The 15,111-nt window shown below is 69.9% G+C and carries 12 protein-coding genes; 8 read left to right on the top strand and 4 right to left on the bottom strand.

What is annotated here, in order from left to right; translation table 11 throughout:
* Window positions 1-31 precede the first annotated feature (31 nt).
* The gene (locus tag QIT00_RS17995) at window positions 32-1,042 is read left to right on the top strand and encodes an ATP-binding protein (protein WP_282536303.1); all 1,011 of its coding nucleotides are present in this window, start codon (window positions 32-34) and stop codon (window positions 1,040-1,042) included.
* Here the strand turns inward: QIT00_RS17995 and QIT00_RS17990 are convergent.
* Window positions 1,011-2,300 carry a polysaccharide deacetylase family protein gene (locus QIT00_RS17990; protein ID WP_282536338.1) on the bottom strand — a complete coding sequence of 430 codons (1,290 nt, stop codon included), beginning with the start codon at window positions 2,298-2,300 and terminating at the stop codon, window positions 1,011-1,013. The genes QIT00_RS17995 and QIT00_RS17990 overlap by 32 nt on opposite strands.
* Window positions 2,301-2,688: 388 nt before the next feature.
* Between QIT00_RS17990 and QIT00_RS17985 the strand changes: the two genes are divergently transcribed.
* The 6 genes from QIT00_RS17985 (at window position 2,689) to QIT00_RS17960 (ending at window position 10,732) form a co-directional block, all read left to right on the top strand.
* On the top strand, window positions 2,689-5,016 hold the full coding sequence (locus QIT00_RS17985) for a SulP family inorganic anion transporter (RefSeq protein WP_282536302.1): 2,328 nt from the start codon (window positions 2,689-2,691) through the stop codon (window positions 5,014-5,016).
* A gap of 134 nt (window positions 5,017-5,150) precedes the next feature.
* Window positions 5,151-7,166, top strand: coding sequence for an acetate--CoA ligase (gene acs, locus QIT00_RS17980; RefSeq protein WP_282536301.1), 2,016 nt, complete (start codon window positions 5,151-5,153; stop codon window positions 7,164-7,166).
* Window positions 7,167-7,452: 286 nt separating this feature from the next.
* On the top strand, window positions 7,453-8,859 hold the full coding sequence (gene nhaA, locus QIT00_RS17975; protein WP_282536300.1) for a Na+/H+ antiporter NhaA: 1,407 nt from the start codon (window positions 7,453-7,455) through the stop codon (window positions 8,857-8,859).
* Window positions 8,860-8,933: 74 nt separating this feature from the next.
* The gene (locus QIT00_RS17970; RefSeq protein WP_282536299.1) at window positions 8,934-9,425 is read left to right on the top strand and encodes a phage holin family protein; all 492 of its coding nucleotides are present in this window, start codon (window positions 8,934-8,936) and stop codon (window positions 9,423-9,425) included.
* On the top strand, window positions 9,422-10,378 hold the full coding sequence (locus tag QIT00_RS17965; protein WP_282536298.1) for an alpha/beta fold hydrolase: 957 nt from the start codon (window positions 9,422-9,424) through the stop codon (window positions 10,376-10,378). Before QIT00_RS17970 ends, QIT00_RS17965 begins: the two co-directional genes overlap by 4 nt.
* 162 nt (window positions 10,379-10,540) lie before the next feature.
* Window positions 10,541-10,732: a hypothetical protein gene (locus QIT00_RS17960; RefSeq protein WP_282536297.1), complete on the top strand. Its 192-nt coding sequence runs from the start codon at window positions 10,541-10,543 to the stop codon at window positions 10,730-10,732.
* Window positions 10,733-10,768: 36 nt separating this feature from the next.
* On the opposite strand, the gene QIT00_RS17955 is transcribed toward QIT00_RS17960, so the two are convergent.
* The 3 genes from QIT00_RS17955 to nth all read right to left on the bottom strand — a co-directional run bounded on the left by QIT00_RS17955 (window position 10,769) and on the right by nth (window position 13,922).
* Window positions 10,769-11,968: a MarP family serine protease gene (locus tag QIT00_RS17955; protein WP_282536296.1), complete on the bottom strand. Its 1,200-nt coding sequence runs from the start codon at window positions 11,966-11,968 to the stop codon at window positions 10,769-10,771.
* 114 nt (window positions 11,969-12,082) lie between these two features.
* Window positions 12,083-12,793 (bottom strand): NUDIX hydrolase, encoded by a 711-nt coding sequence (locus tag QIT00_RS17950; protein WP_282536295.1) that lies wholly within the window; start codon window positions 12,791-12,793, stop codon window positions 12,083-12,085.
* 112 nt (window positions 12,794-12,905) lie between these two features.
* Entirely contained in the window at window positions 12,906-13,922 is a 1,017-nt protein-coding gene (nth, locus tag QIT00_RS17945) for an endonuclease III (RefSeq protein ID WP_282536294.1), read from the bottom strand.
* A gap of 336 nt (window positions 13,923-14,258) precedes the next feature.
* On the opposite strand from nth, the gene QIT00_RS17940 reads away from it, so the two are divergent.
* Window positions 14,259-14,933 (top strand): Crp/Fnr family transcriptional regulator, encoded by a 675-nt coding sequence (locus QIT00_RS17940; protein WP_282516665.1) that lies wholly within the window; start codon window positions 14,259-14,261, stop codon window positions 14,931-14,933.
* Window positions 14,934-15,111: the final 178 nt, after the last annotated feature.

Raw genomic sequence — 15,111 nt, 5'->3', positions numbered from 1 at the left:
CACAGCGATCACGGCACTACCCTTCGTGAACATGAAGATCGCTTTCGTCGGGAAGGGCGGCAGCGGAAAGACCACGCTGTCCTCGCTCTTCATCCGTCACCTCGCCGCCACCGGTTCGCCCGTCGTCGCCGTCGACGCCGATATCAACCAGCACCTGGGCGCCGCCCTCGGCCTAGCCGACGAGGAGGCCGCCGCGCTGCCCGCGATGGGAGCGCAGCTGCCGCTCATCAAGGAGTATCTGCGCGGCACCAACCCGCGGATCGCCTCCGCCGAGACGATGATCAAGACCACGCCGCCGGGCAGCGGTTCGCGCCTGCTCCGCGTGCGCGAGGACAACCCGGTCTACGACGCGTGTGCGCACCCCCTGGAACTCGACGGCTCCGCCGTCCGTTTGATGGCCACAGGCCCCTTCACGGAGTCCGATCTCGGCGTCGCCTGCTACCACTCCAAGGTGGGCGCCGTGGAGCTGTGCCTCAACCACCTCGTGGACGGCCGCGACGAGTTCGTCGTGGTCGACATGACGGCGGGGTCCGACTCGTTCGCCTCCGGCATGTTCACCCGCTTCGACATGACGTTCCTGGTCGCCGAGCCGACCCGCAAGGGTGTCTCCGTCTACCGCCAGTACAAGGAGTACGCACGGGACTTCGGGGTCTCCCTGTGCGTCGTGGGCAACAAGGTCCAGGGCCAGGACGACATCGACTTCCTGCGCCAGGAGGTCGGTGAGGACCTGCTGGTGACGGTCGGGCACTCGGACTGGGTGCGGGCGATGGAGAAGGGCCGTCCGCCGCGGTTCGCACTCCTGGAGTCGGCCAACCGCGAGGCCCTTGCGACGATGCTCGACGTCGCGGACGCGTCGTACGAGCGAAGGGACTGGGAGCGGTACACGCGGCAGATGGTGCACTTCCACCGCAAGAACGCGGCGAGTTGGGGGAACGAACGGACCGGGGCCGACCTGGCGGACCAGGTCGACCCCGATTTCGTACTGCGCGAGATCGCCGAGACCGCGCAGGTCAGTCCTTCGAGTGCTCCTCAGCCGGCTTGACCTCGGGGGCACCCGGTACGCCCTTGGGCGCCGGAGCGGGCTTGTCGGAGAGGAAGGCCGGCCAGCCCTGCTTCGGCGCCTTGCCGACGGGCAGGGTGGTGAGCTTCTCCAGGACCTTCGGGTCCTGGGCGTCCAGCCAGTCGGCGAGCTGACGGAAGGAGACGCAGCGGACCTCCTTCTTGGTGCAGACCCGCTCGATGGTCTCCTCGATGGCACGCATATAGGTGCCGCCGTTCCAGGACTCGAAGTGGTTGCCGATGATCAGCGGGGCGCGGTTGCCGTTGTAGGCGCGCTCGAAGCCCTGCAGCAGGCCGTCGCGCATCTGGTCGCCCCAGTACTCGTGCTTGGAGGGGTCGCCCTGTGAGGTGGTGCCGGACTGGTTGACCATGAAGTTGTAGTCCATGGTCAGCGTCTCGAAGTCGCGGCCGGGCACGGGGACGAGCTGCATGGACAGGTCCCAGAGGCCCTCCTTCTTCTTGGGCCAGACCTGGTTGTTGACGCCGCTCGTGTCGTACCGGAAGCCGAGCTCACGGGCGGCCCGCGTGAAGTTCTTCTGCCCTTCGAGGCAGGGCGTGCGGGCGCCGATGAGTTCCTTGTCGTAGTCGAAGGGTAGGGCGGGGGCCTTGGTGTTGCCGGTGTTGGTCTTCCAGCGCTTCACGAACGACTTGGCCTGCTTGATCTCGGACTTCCACTCGTCGACGGACCACTCGCCGACGCCGCGTCCCTCGCCGCAGAAGTGGCCGTTGAAGTGGGTGCCGATCTCGTTGCCCTCGAGCCAGGCGCCGCGCAGCTGGGTCACGGTGTTCTCGATGCCCTCGGCGTCGTTGAAGCCGATGTCGGAGCTGCCGGACGCGTGCTGCGGCGGGTCGTAGAGCTCCTTCTTGTCCTCGGGGAGCATGTACACGCCGCTCAGGAAGTACGTCATGGTGGCGTTGTTCTCTCTCGCCACCTTGCGGAAGTGCGAGAACAGCTTCTGACTGTCCTCGCCGGCGCCGTCCCAGGAGAACACCACGAACTGCGGGGGCTTCTGACCGGGCTTCAGACGCTTGGGCTTCGGCAGGTTGGGCTGCGCTCCGGTGTACGAGGTGGATCCGTCGCCGATGAGCCGGACCGCGCTCTTGGGGGCGGGGGCGGCTTGTGCCTTCTTGGGACCGTGGGCGCCTTCCTTGGAGCCGGATTCACCGCTTCCACAACCGGCGAGTGTGACGGCGCAGGCCGCGACGGCGACGCCCGCGGCGAGCTTCTTGGTGGCGGCCATCATCCGCCCACCTCTTCCTTCGGGTCGTGATTCTTCGGCGTGCGAGGGCCCGGCGCGGCGGCCTTCAGCGGGAATTCCGGCTGAAAGGCGTAAGCGCCAAAAACGGAAAATCCGCCCTAAAAAGCGACGGCGTCGCCAAAGTCGCACGCCCACCCGAGCACGGTGGCGCGACAAGCCGTACTAAATGACTAATCACTCTCCGGGGTGAACACTTGCCCCATTTGCCCCTAAAGTCCGGGCAAAGCCTTTACTCTCTATTACGATTCATTTACCGAGAGTTGATGAATCCCGCTGCTGTACGCCGTGACCCACGGCCGCGTCCCCACATGCCCCCGGCATAGACCGGGGCAGTCCCAGCGACCGCGTAGCCCCGGAGGAGACGGGAACCATGTCTGCCTGCACCCACACCCGCACCGACGACGTCGCAGAACCCGCCGACGACCGCCGGCCCCACGGACCGCCACCCGGCAAGCGCCGCTTCCGTATCGCCGGTGCCGATCTGTCCGCGTCGATCGCCGTCTTCCTGATCGCACTGCCGCTGTCCCTCGGCATCGCCCTCGCCACCGGGGCGCCGCTTCAGGCCGGCCTCGTGGCCGCCGCCGTCGGCGGGCTCGTGGCCGGCCGTTTCGGTGGCGCACCGCTCCAGGTGAGCGGTCCGGCCGCGGGGCTCACCGTGGTCACCGCCGATCTGATCCAGCAGTTCGGCTGGCGCACCACGTGCGCCATCACCATCTGCGCCGGTCTCGCCCAACTCGGCCTGGGAGCGCTGCGGGTGGCCAGATCGGCGCTGGCCGTCAGCCCCGCCATCGTGCACGGCATGCTGGCCGGCATCGGCATCACCATCGCGGTCGCGCAGGTGCACATCATGCTCGGCGGCACCCCGCACAGCTCCGTCCTGGACAACCTCCGTGAACTGCCCGCCCAGTTGGCCCGCGTACACCCCGCGGCCTTCGGGATCAGCGTGCTGACCATCGCGCTCATCCTGCTGTGGCCCCGGATTCCCGGGCGGGCCGGGCAGCTCGCCCGCAAGGCTCCCGCGCCGCTGATCGCCGTCGCCGGCACCACGGCGGTCGCGGCGGTCGCCGGGCTCACGCTCCCCAAGGTCGACCTGCCCTCGTGGAAGAGTCACGCCCTCGCTGGCCTGCCCGAAGGGCCCGTGCTCGCACTCGTCGCCGCCGTACTCACCACCACGCTCGTGTGCAGCGTGCAGTCACTGCTCGGCGCGGTCGCCGTGGACAAGCTGACCGCCGGGCGCTCGGACGACACGAATCCGCCGCGACGCGCCGACCTGGACCGGGAGTTGTTCGGCCAGGGCCTGTCCAACGTGACCTCCGGGGCGCTCGGCGGCCTGCCGGTTGCCGGGGTCGCGGTGCGCAGCACGGCCAACGTCAGCGCGGGCGCCGTCGGCCGCAACTCCACGATGCTGCACGGCGCATGGATCGCCGTGGCCGCCTTCGCGCTGGTCGCCGCCATCGAGCTGATCCCGCTCGCGTCACTCGCCGCACTGGTCATGGCTGTCGGCATCCGGATGGTCAGCATCAACCACATCCGTACGGTGACCCGTCACCGGGAAGTCCTCGTCTACTGCGTCACCACGCTCGGCGTCGTCCTGCTCGGCGTCCTGGAGGGAGTCGCCCTCGGCATCGCCGTCGCCGTCGGGGTCGCGCTGCACCGCCTCACCCGTACGCGGATCACCCACGAGGAGCACGACGGCACCCACCGGGTGCACGTGCGGGGCCAGTTGACCTTCCTCGCGGTGCCCCGGCTGACGCGCGCGCTGCACCACGTCCCCCACAAGGCCGACACCATCGTGGAACTGGACGGTTCCTTCATGGACCACGCCGCGTACGAGACGTTGCAGAACTGGCAGGACGGGCACACCTCGCACGGCGGAAGGGTCACGCTGACCGGGCGGTCCGGCGGCCGGATCGCGGAGCCCGCGTCCGCGGCGCACTCCTGCTGCCGCCCCTGGACGGCATGGCGCAACCACAGCTGCCACGAGTCGACGGAGGTGGCGCGCAGCGGACAGAGCCTCGCCGACGGCATCAGCTCGTTCCAGCGCAACACCGCGCCGCTGGTGCGCAGCGAGCTGGCGCGGCTCGCGCGGGAGGGGCAGCAGCCCTCGCAGCTCTTCCTGACCTGCGCGGACTCCCGCCTGGTGACGTCGATGATCACGTCCAGCGGCCCGGGTGACCTGTTCGTGGTGCGCAACGTCGGCAATCTCGTCCCCCTGCCGGGGTCGGAGAACGGGGACGACTCGGTGGCGGCGGCGATCGAGTACGCCGTGGAGGTGCTGAAGGTCGAGTCGATCACCGTGTGCGGGCACTCCGGGTGCGGCGCGATGCAGGCGCTTCTCAGCTCCCCTGCCGAAGGCGGGCAGACACCCCTGCGGCGCTGGCTGCGGCACGGGCGGCCGAGCCTGGAGCGGATGGCCGACAAGGGTCAGGCGTGGGCCCGGATCGCGGGGCGGGCGCCCGCGGACGCGGCGGAGCAGCTGTGCCTGACCAATGTGGTGCAGCAGCTGGAGCATCTGCGGCAGCACGATTCGGTACGGCGGGGGGTTGCCGACGGGCGGCTCACGTTGCACGGGATGTACTTCCACGTCGGCGAGGCGCAGGCCTATCTGCTCACCGACACGGAGCAGCTCTTCGACCGCGTGGCGGCGGGGAGTTCGGCACCGGAGACACCGGCCGACCTGAGAAGATCGCCGGTCTGAGCGCGGGCGGGCGCGGCCCACGCCGCTCCCCTTCCCCGCCCGCCCAGGGGTGCGGCACCCGCTCTGCCGGGGCCGCACCCACACAGGTCTAAACCACTTTGCGGCTCGCCCTTGTCACCGGGTGGGCCCGTCTGATGAGCTGTGGCCTGGAACACAACGGTCGCCCCCTGGCAAAGCACCGTAAGGGAGATGTCGTGAGCAACGAATCCTTGGCCAACCTGCTCAAGGAAGAACGCAGGTTCGCACCCCCCGCCGAACTGGCCGCGAACGCCAACGTCACGGCGGAGGCGTACGAACAGGCCAAGGCTGACCGGCTCGGCTTCTGGGCCGAGCAGGCGCGGCGCCTGACGTGGGCGACCGAGCCCACCGAGACGCTCGACTGGTCGAACCCGCCCTTCGCGAAGTGGTTCGCCGACGGCAGGCTCAATGTCGCGTACAACTGCGTGGACCGGCACGTCGAGGCCGGCAACGGGGACCGGGTCGCCATCCACTTCGAGGGCGAGCCCGGCGACAGCCGCGCGATCACCTACGCCGAGCTCAAGGACGAGGTCTCGCGCGCCGCGAACGCCCTCCTTGAGCTGGGCGTTCAGAAGGGCGACCGGGTCGCGGTCTACATGCCGATGATCCCGGAGACGGCCGTCGCCATGCTGGCCTGCGCCCGTATCGGCGCCGCGCACTCCGTCGTCTTCGGCGGCTTCTCCGCGGACGCCATCGCCAAGCGCATCGAGGACGCCGACGCCAAGGTCGTCATCACCTCCGACGGCGGCTACCGCCGCGGCAAGCCCGCCGCCCTCAAGCCCGCCGTCGACGAGGCCCTCACGCGCGTGGAGAACGTGGAGCACGTCCTCGTCGTCCGCCGCACCGGCCAGGAGGTCGAGTGGACCGAGGGCCGCGACGTCTGGTGGCACGATGCGGTCGGACGGCAGAGCGCCGAGCACACGCCGGAGGCGTTCGACGCCGAGCAGCCCCTGTTCATCCTCTACACCTCGGGGACGACGGGTAAGCCGAAGGGCATCCTGCACACCTCCGGTGGCTACCTGACGCAGGCCGCGTACACCCACCACGCCGTCTTCGACCTCAAGCCGGAGTCCGACGTCTACTGGTGCACGGCCGACGTCGGCTGGGTCACCGGCCACTCGTACATCGTGTACGGACCGCTGGCCAACGGCGCGACGCAGGTCATGTACGAGGGCACCCCGGACACCCCGCACCAGGGCCGTTTCTGGGAGATCGTCCAGAAGTACGGCGTCACGATCCTCTACACCGCGCCCACCGCGATCCGTACGTTCATGAAGTGGGGCGACGACATCCCCGCCAAGTTCGACCTGTCCTCGCTGCGGGTCCTGGGCTCGGTCGGTGAGCCGATCAACCCCGAGGCGTGGATCTGGTACCGCAAGCACATCGGCGCCGACACATGCCCCATCGTGGACACCTGGTGGCAGACCGAGACCGGCGCGATGATGATCTCGCCGCTGCCCGGTGTCACCGAGACGAAGCCGGGAAGCGCCCAGCGCGCACTGCCGGGCATCTCCGCCACCGTCGTGGACGACGAGGCGAACGAGGTCCCGGACGGCTGCGGTGGCTATCTCGTCCTGACCGAGCCGTGGCCGTCGATGCTGCGCACCATCTGGGGTGACGACCAGCGGTTCCTCGACACGTACTGGTCGCGTTTCGAGGGCATGTACTTCGCCGGTGACGGGGCGAAGAAGGACGAGGACGGAGACGTCTGGCTGCTCGGCCGGGTGGACGACGTGATGCTGGTGTCCGGCCACAACATCTCGACCACCGAGGTGGAGTCGGCGCTCGTGTCGCACCCCTCGGTCGCCGAGGCCGCCGTGGTGGGCGCCGCCGACGAGACCACCGGCCAGGCCATCGTCGCGTTCGTGATCCTGCGCGGCGGAGCGGACGAGTCCGAGGACCTGATCGGCGAGCTGCGCAACCACGTCGGCGCCACCCTCGGCCCGATCGCCAAGCCCAGGCGGATCCTGCCGGTGGCCGAGCTGCCCAAGACCCGCTCCGGGAAGATCATGCGGCGCCTGCTGCGGGACGTCGCGGAGAACCGCGAGCTGGGAGACGTCACCACGCTGACCGACTCCTCGGTCATGGACCTGATCCAGACCAAGCTGCCCTCGGCGGGCTCCGAGGACTGACCCGAAGCACCATTCCGCGTACGGCCCGAAGCACCATTCCGCGTACGGACGGCCGCCCGCACGGAGACCGACCGCGTACATCCCCGGAGGGCACCTGGCGACGAGCCGGGTGCCCTCGTCGTACGTATGGTGAGGATCACCAGACGCAGTCTCGTGGCCGCCGGGTTAGAGTAGGGGCCGCGTCAAGAACACGACAAAGCAAATGACGCAAAAGGTGCGCCGGGAAGTCTGGTCGGCAACTGCTTCAACGACCCAAGTTGCTGAACGAGACCGGAGGTCCCCACCAGTGGGCGCGCACACCGACTCCCCCAACCAGAACCGCAAGGCCTTCGGCCGCCTCTCGCTGCCCGAGCGGACCTACATAGCCGACGCGCTGCGGACCGAGACGGTCGGCGGCGTGCTCCTCCTGGTCGCCGCGGTCGCCGCCCTGGTCTGGGCCAACACCCCGCTGAGCGACAGCTATGAGACCGTCAGGAACTTCCACATCGGCCCCTCGGCGCTCGGCCTGGACCTGAGCGTCCAGCACTGGGCCGCCGACGGACTCCTCGCCGTCTTCTTCTTCGTCGCCGGTGTCGAACTCAAGCGAGAACTGGTCGCCGGCGACCTGCGCGACCCCAAGGCCGCGATCCTGCCGGTCGTCGCCGCGATCTGCGGTATGGCCGTCCCGGCCCTCGTGTACGTCCTCACGAACGTGGCCGGGGGCGGGTCGATGGACGGCTGGGCCGTGCCGACCGCCACCGACATCGCGTTCGCCCTCGCCGTCCTCGCGGTGCTCGGCACGTCGCTGCCGTCGGCACTGCGGGCGTTCCTGCTCACCCTTGCCGTCGTCGACGACCTCTTCGCGATCATGATCATCGCGGTGTTCTTCACCAGCGACCTGAACTTCGCCGCGCTCGGCGGCGCCGTCGCGGGCCTCGTCGTCTTCTGGCTGCTGCTCCGCAAGGGCGTCCGCGGCTGGTACATCTACCTCCCGCTCGCCCTGGTCATCTGGGGCCTGATGTACAACAGCGGCGTCCACGCCACCATCGCCGGTGTCGCCATGGGCCTGATGCTGCGCTGCAGCCGACGGGACGACGAGGAGCACTCCCCCGGCGAGCACATCGAGCACCTGGTGCGACCGCTCTCCGCCGGTCTCGCGGTACCGCTGTTCGCCCTGTTCTCCGCCGGCGTCGGCATCTCCGGCGGCGCGCTCGGCGATGTCTTCACGCAGCCCGAGACGCTCGGCGTGGTCCTCGGCCTCGTCCTCGGCAAGGCCTTCGGCATCTTCGGCGGCACCTGGCTCGCCACCCGCTTCACCCGCGCCTCGCTCAGCGACGAACTGGCCTGGCCGGACGTCTTCGCCATCTCCACACTCGCCGGCATCGGCTTCACCGTCTCACTGCTCATCGGCGAACTCGCCTTCGTGGGCGACGAGACGATGACCGACGAGATCAAGGCCGCCGTCCTCATCGGCTCCCTGATCGCCGCCTTCCTCGCGGCCGTCCTGCTCAGGCTGCGCAACGCCAAGTACCGCAAGCTGTGGGAGGAAGAGGAGCGCGACGAGGACCACTCCGGCATCCCCGACATCTACGAGCAGGACTCCCCCGAGTACCACCTCCGGATGGCCGAGATCCTCGAGAAGAGGGCCGCCGAACACCGCCGTATCGCCGAACTGACCACCGGGGGAAGCGAGCAGGGCGACCGTCCGGCATGATCTGACACAGGCCGCTGCAACAACAGGGCGCCGGTACAGACAGCCACCGTCGAGAAAAGCAGAGGGAGACAGCGATGAGCGCAGCCGATGGCGCCGACCGCAGCCTCGGGCAGCTGGTCGCCTCGGCGACCGCCGAGATGTCCGCACTGGTGCACGACGAGATCGCCCTGGCCAAGGCTCAACTGCGGCAGGACGTCAAGCGAGCCGGAATGGGCAGCGGTGCGTTCATCGCGGCCGTGGCCGTGCTGATCTTCTCGCTGCCGATGCTCAGCTTCGCCCTGGCGTACGGCATCCGGGCGTGGAGCGGCTGGCACCTGTCCGTCTGCTTCCTGCTCTCCTTCGCCGCCAATGTGCTCGTCGCGGCGCTGCTCGCGCTGATCGGGCTCGTCATGTTCAAGAAGGCGAAGAAGGGCAAGGGCCCGCAGAAGACGGTCGCTTCGGCCAAGGAGACGGCTGCCGTCCTGCAGAACGTCAAGCCGCATCCGCGTCCCGTCCCCGCTGCGACCAGTGGCCTGAGCATGGACAAAGCTGCGGACGCGACGCCTGTGGCACGCTCGTCCTCATGACGGAACCCGCCACACCTGCCGCATCCTCCCCTCCGCCCTCGGTCGTACGGATCGACATCCCCGGCGACCGGGAGGTGATCCACCGGGACGTGGCGGCCAACGGCGCGCGTTTCCACATCGCGGAGGTCGGCGACGGGCCACTCGTGCTGCTGCTGCACGGCTTCCCGCAGTTCTGGTGGACGTGGCGGCACCAGCTGACGGCCCTGGCCGACGCGGGTTTCCGGGCCGTCGCGATGGATCTGCGCGGGGTGGGCGGCAGCGACCGCACCCCGCGCGGCTACGACCCGGCGAACCTCGCACTCGACATCACCGGTGTGGTCCGCTCGCTCGGCGAGCCGGACGCGGCGCTCGTCGGCCATGACCTCGGCGGCTATCTCGCGTGGACGGCGGCCGTGATGCGGCCCAAGCTGGTGCGCCGGCTCGCGGTCTCCTCGATGCCGCACCCGCGCCGCTGGCGCTCGGCGATGCTCTCCGACGTCAAGCAGACCGCCGCCGGTTCGTACGTGTGGGGCTTTCAGCGGCCGTGGCTGCCGGAGCGTCAACTGGTCGCGGACGACGGGGCCTTGGTGGGCCGGCTGATGCGGGACTGGTCGGGGCCTCGGCTGCCGGAGGACGACGCGGTGGAGACGTACCGGCGGGCGATGTGCATTCCGTCGACGGCGCACTGCTCGATCGAGCCGTACCGCTGGATGGTGCGCTCGCTCGCGCGGCCCGACGGGATCCAGTTCAACCGGCGGATGAAGCGGCCGGTGCGGGTGCCGACGCTGCATCTGCACGGCTCGCTCGACCCGGTGATGCGTACGCGCAGCGCGGCGGGCTCGGGTGAGTACGTCGAAGCGCCCTACCGCTGGCGGCTGTTCGACGGGCTCGGGCACTTTCCGCACGAGGAGGACCCTGTCGCGTTCTCCACGGAGCTGGTGAACTGGCTGCAGGACCCGGAGCCGGACCGGTAGGGAGCAGGACCGGTAGGGAGCCGGACGGCCGTTCGGGGTGGTCGCTCTACCGCACCGCGGAAGCGAACTGCCGTTCTTCGAACGGCCACTTGCCCGGCGCATAGGCCAATTGGGGGCGGCCGGTGCGGTTACCGACCATGAGCCACGGGCAGACGTCCCGGTATGGGCTGGACGCACGACTACAGTGACGCAGCACGCAATCGCCGCTCGGCCGCAGCGCTGAGCTCTCAGCAGAGGGGTGGCCCGTCGGGCCGGCCCGAGCACCCCGCGCAAGCGGGCATGGGGATTCCCCGCATCCTCCGCCGCAGGGCCCGCTGGGTCTCGGCGCGGCTGCGGCACACCACTCGCGACTGACCGGTCCGGCCGGCCCGCGGCGACCCGCTCAGCGCCTCAGAGGGCGCAGCCTTCCGTGTCGACCTGCTGGTTCGCCGTGCGGCCGAGCCTGATGTCCGTACGGACCTCGTCGGCGGTCAGCGCGTACCCGGTCTCGGGGTCGTCGAGGGACTTGGCGAAGACCACGCCGTAGACCTTGCCGTCCGGGGTGAGCAGCGGGCCGCCGGAGTTGCCCTGACGGACCGTCGCGTACAGCGAGTAGACGTCGCGGCGGACGGTGTCGCGGTGGTAGATGTCCGGGCCGTTGGCGTTGATGCGGCCGCGGACGCGGGCGGAGCGGACGTCGTACGCGCCGTTCTCCGGGAAGCCCGCGACGATCGCGCCGTCGCCGCTCGTCGCGTCCTCGTCGGTGAACTCCAGCGGCCTGGCCCGCAGGTCGGGCACGTCCAGTACGGCGATGTCGCGCTCCCAGTCGTAGAGCACGACCGTCGCGTCGTACCGCCTGCCCTCGCCGCCGATCTGGACCGTGGGCTCGTCGACCCCGCCGACCACGTGCGCGTTGGTCATCACGCGGCGCTGGTCGAAGACGAAGCCGGTGCCTTCCAGGACCTTGTTGCAGCTCGTGGCCGTGCCCATCACCTTGACGATGGAGTCCTTGGCGCGCTCCGCGACGGGGCTGTTGCGCAGCTTCGGGTCGGGCGGCCGGACCTCGGTGATCGGCTCGTTGGAGAACGGGCTGAAGACCTGCGGGAAGCCGTTCTGCGCGAGGACGGAGGAGAAGTCCGCGAACCAGGTGCTGGCCTGGCTGGGCAGCGCCGCGGAGACGCCCTGCAGCACCTTGGAGTTGCGCACCTCCTTGCCGAGCGTGGGCAGTGTCGTACCGGCCAGGGCGGAGCCGATCAGCCAGGCGACGAGGAGCATCGCCACGACGTTGACGAGGGCGCCGCCGGTGGCGTCCAGGGCGCGGGCCGGGGACCAGGTGATGTATCTGCGGAGCTTGTTGCCCAGATGCGTCGTGAAGGCCTGGCCGACGGAGGCGCAGACGATCACCACGACGACGGCGACGACCGCGGCCGTCGTGCCCACTTCCTGCTCGTCGGTGAGGGCGTCCCAGATCACCGGCAGTACGTACACGGCGACGAGACCGCCGCCGAGGAAGCCGATCACCGAGAGGATGCCGACGACGAAGCCCTGGCGGTACCCGACGATGGCGAACCACACGGCGGCGACGAGCAGCAGTATGTCCAGCACGTTCACCGATTCAGTCCTCGCCTCGCATCTGTCCGTCCCCGTTCCGTGCCCTGGTTCGCGTGCGCCCGCTGTGGTCCGTCCCGCAGTGGGTCCGCCCGCGCGGCACGGGGGCCAAGCCTGTCATGCGTGCCAGTCGAGAGGGACCTCGTTGGAGCGGTCCCAGGGTCTCTCCCAGCCGGCGAAATGCATGAGCCGGTCGATGATTCCGGCCGTGAAACCCCAGACCAGAGCGGATCCCACGAGGAACGCCGGCCCCTTGTGTCCCCGCGGGTGCACGGCCGTCACACGGTTCTCCGGGTCCGTGAGATGGGCCACCGGGACCGTGAAGACGCGCGCGGTCTCGGCCGGATCGACGACGCCGACCGGGCTCGGCCGCCGCCACCAGGCGAGTACGGGGGTGACGACGAATCCGCTCACCGGGATGTACAGCTTCGGGAGCACGCCGAAGATCTGCACGCCGGACGGGTCGAGGCCGGTCTCCTCCTCCGCCTCGCGCAGCGCGGCGCGCAGCGGGCCGGTGGTCTGCGGGTCGCCGTCCTCCGGGTCGAGGGAGCCGCCGGGGAAGGACGGCTGGCCGGCGTGCGAGCGCAGCGCGCTGGACCGCTCCATCAGCAGCAGCTCGGGCCCCGTCTCGGGGGTGCCGGCGCCGAACAGGATCAGCACGGCGGACTGCCTGCCCTCGCCGTTCTCGGGCGGCAGGAAGCGGCTCAGCTCGGTCGGGCGCACCGTGGCGGCGGCGTGCGCCACCGGCTCCAGCCACTCGGGCAGGCCGTCGGCGGTCACCGTCAGCGCGGTCTCGTACGTCTTGCTTGCATGTGGCCCACGCGTCATGGGCACCCCCGTCCGTCCATGGCTGCACAACGTCGTGGAGCGCCCCGTTCGTTCCGCGGCCGGGGCGCTCGGCGCCGTATCTCCTCCGCTTTCCCCTCCGGGCGAGGACGGCTCATCCGGCCGCCAGCGGGGGCGCGGCCTCGCCCGGGTAGTCCGGCGGGGGCTTCAGGCGCTGGCCCGGCAGGCCGCCCTTCTCGTACTTCAGGAGCTTGCGGGCCTTCTCGGGGTCCGTCTCGCCCTCTCCGTACGCCGGGCAGAGGTGGGCTATGGGGCAGGCTCCGCAGGCGGGCTTGCGGGCGTGGCAGATGCGGCGGCCGTGGAAGATGATCCGGTGCGACAGCATGGTCCAGTCGCTCTTCGGGAAGATGTCGCAGATCAGCGCCTCGATCTTCTCCGGGTCCTCGGAGTCGGTCCACTTCCAGCGGCGCACGAGACGGCCGAAGTGGGTGTCGACGGTGATGCCGGGGACGCCGAAGGCGTTGCCCAGGACGACGTTCGCCGTCTTGCGGCCGACGCCCGGGAGCTTGACGAGGTCCTCCAGGCGGCCGGGCACCTCGCCGCCGTGCCGGTCCCGCAGGGCGGCCGCGAGGCCCATGATCGACTTGGTCTTGGCGCGGAAGAAGCCGGTGGGCCGGATCAGCTCCTCAACCTCCTCCGGGTTGGCCGCCGCCAGGTCCTCGGGGGTCGGGTAGGCGGCGAAGAGGCGCGGCGTCGTCTGGTTCACCCTCAGGTCGGTGGTCTGCGCGGAGAGCACCGTGGCCACGAGGAGCTCGAACGGGTTCTCGAAGTCCAGCTCCGGGTGGGCGTACGGATAGACCTCGGCGAGCTCGCGGTTGATGCGGCGGGCGCGGCGGACGAGGGAGAGGCGGGACTCGGGCTGAGGGATCTTCAGGGCGGGCTTGGCTGGCGTGGCGGGCTTGGCCGACTTGGCGGGCGTGGCGGGCGTGGCGGGCTTGGCCTTCTTCGCGGCTGTCGCCTTCTTCGCGGGCGTGGCCTTCTTCGCGGGCGTGGCCTTCTTCGCGGCCGTCGCCTTCTTGGCAGTTGAGGGCTTCGGCTTCTTGCCCGCCGCTTGCTTGCTCGCCGTCGCCTTCTTGGCTGTCGCCTTCCTGGGCGATGGCGTCGACTTCATGGGCGCTTCTGACACTCTCTCCACACCCTCCCCATCTGTCCGATTTGCCGCTTTCTTCGCGCTCCCTGAAGGCTGTTCGCCCACAGCGGAATCGCTGCGCTCCGCCACCGTCCCAGCCCCCTTGTCCTGCCCTCTCACCGGCCCAATGGACACTCGGCCAGAGTAAAGCCAGGCACTGACATCCGCCGCTGACCCCGGTGAACAGACCCCGATTGGGCCCCCTGTCGCACAGGACGCCATGCCGGTACGGCAAACTTGTGACTGATCACACTGTTTGGACCGTCCGGCATCATGGGGACCACGGTCCCCTGAGCAGGTCGACATAGGAGAGAACTCGTGGACGACGTTCTGCGGCGCGCCCCGCTCTTCGCGGCGCTCGATGACGAGCAGGCGGCGGAGCTGCGCGCCTCCATGAGTGAGGTGACCCTCGCACGCAGCGAAGCGCTGTTCCACGAGGGCGACCCCGGTGACCGCCTGTACGTGGTCACCGAGGGCAAGGTGAAGCTGCACCGCACCTCACCCGACGGGCGCGAGAACATGCTCGCCGTCCTCGGCCCCGGCGAGCTGATCGGCGAGCTGTCGCTGTTCGACCCGGGCCCGCGCACCGCCACCGCATCAGCCCTCACCGAGGTCAAGCTCCTCGGCCTCGGCCACGGCGACCTCCAGCCCTGGCTGAACGCACGCCCCGAGGTCGCCTCGGCGCTGCTGCGCGCCGTCGCCCGGCGCCTGCGCAAGACCAACGACCAGATGTCCGACCTGGTCTTCTCGGACGTGCCCGGCCGTGTGGCCCGCGCGCTGCTCGACCTGTCGCGCCGCTTCGGCGTGCAGTCCGAGGAGGGCATCCACGTGGTGCACGACCTCACGCAGGAAGAGCTGGCCCAGCTCGTCGGCGCCTCCCGCGAGACGGTCAACAAGGCCCTCGCGGACTTCGCCGGGCGCGGCTGGCTGCGGCTTGAGGCTCGTGCGGTGATTCTGCTCGACGTGGAGCGGTTGGCCAAGCGGTCTCGCTAGCCGCGGGGTTGCTTGCTCGAAGGTTGCGGGGTTCCACCGGTCCGGTTGCCGGTGGGGCCCCGTTCTCGTTCGTCTGACGCTGCGTCGTGGCCGGGCCTTTCGCGCAGTTCCCCGCGCCCCTGATCAAGCCCTCGTTCGACTGACCCGCCATCGTCGCCGGGCTCTCGCGCAGTTCCCC

The organism is Streptomyces luteolus (genome assembly GCF_029968015.1).
Lineage (GTDB): Bacteria > Actinomycetota > Actinomycetes > Streptomycetales > Streptomycetaceae > Streptomyces > Streptomyces luteolus.
The sequence above is the reverse complement of the archived record's forward strand: the minus strand, read 5'-3'. Positions and strand labels throughout refer to the sequence as shown.

What these genes read in the sequence shown, in the direction of transcription:
- QIT00_RS17995 (WP_282536303.1), top strand. Translation starts at nt 32, where the DNA reads ATGAAGATCGCTTTCGTCGGGAAGGGCGGCAGCGGAAAGACCACGCTG.
- QIT00_RS17990 (WP_282536338.1), bottom strand. Translation starts at nt 2,300, where the DNA reads ATGGCCGCCACCAAGAAGCTCGCCGCGGGCGTCGCCGTCGCGGCCTGC.
- QIT00_RS17985 (WP_282536302.1), top strand. Translation starts at nt 2,689, where the DNA reads ATGTCTGCCTGCACCCACACCCGCACCGACGACGTCGCAGAACCCGCC.
- acs (WP_282536301.1), top strand. Translation starts at nt 5,151, where the DNA reads ATGAGCTGTGGCCTGGAACACAACGGTCGCCCCCTGGCAAAGCACCGT.
- QIT00_RS17970 (WP_282536299.1), top strand. Translation starts at nt 8,934, where the DNA reads ATGAGCGCAGCCGATGGCGCCGACCGCAGCCTCGGGCAGCTGGTCGCC.
- QIT00_RS17965 (WP_282536298.1), top strand. Translation starts at nt 9,422, where the DNA reads ATGACGGAACCCGCCACACCTGCCGCATCCTCCCCTCCGCCCTCGGTC.
- QIT00_RS17960 (WP_282536297.1), top strand. Translation starts at nt 10,541, where the DNA reads ATGGGCTGGACGCACGACTACAGTGACGCAGCACGCAATCGCCGCTCG.
- QIT00_RS17950 (WP_282536295.1), bottom strand. Translation starts at nt 12,793, where the DNA reads ATGACGCGTGGGCCACATGCAAGCAAGACGTACGAGACCGCGCTGACG.
- nth (WP_282536294.1), bottom strand. Translation starts at nt 13,922, where the DNA reads ATGAAGTCGACGCCATCGCCCAGGAAGGCGACAGCCAAGAAGGCGACG.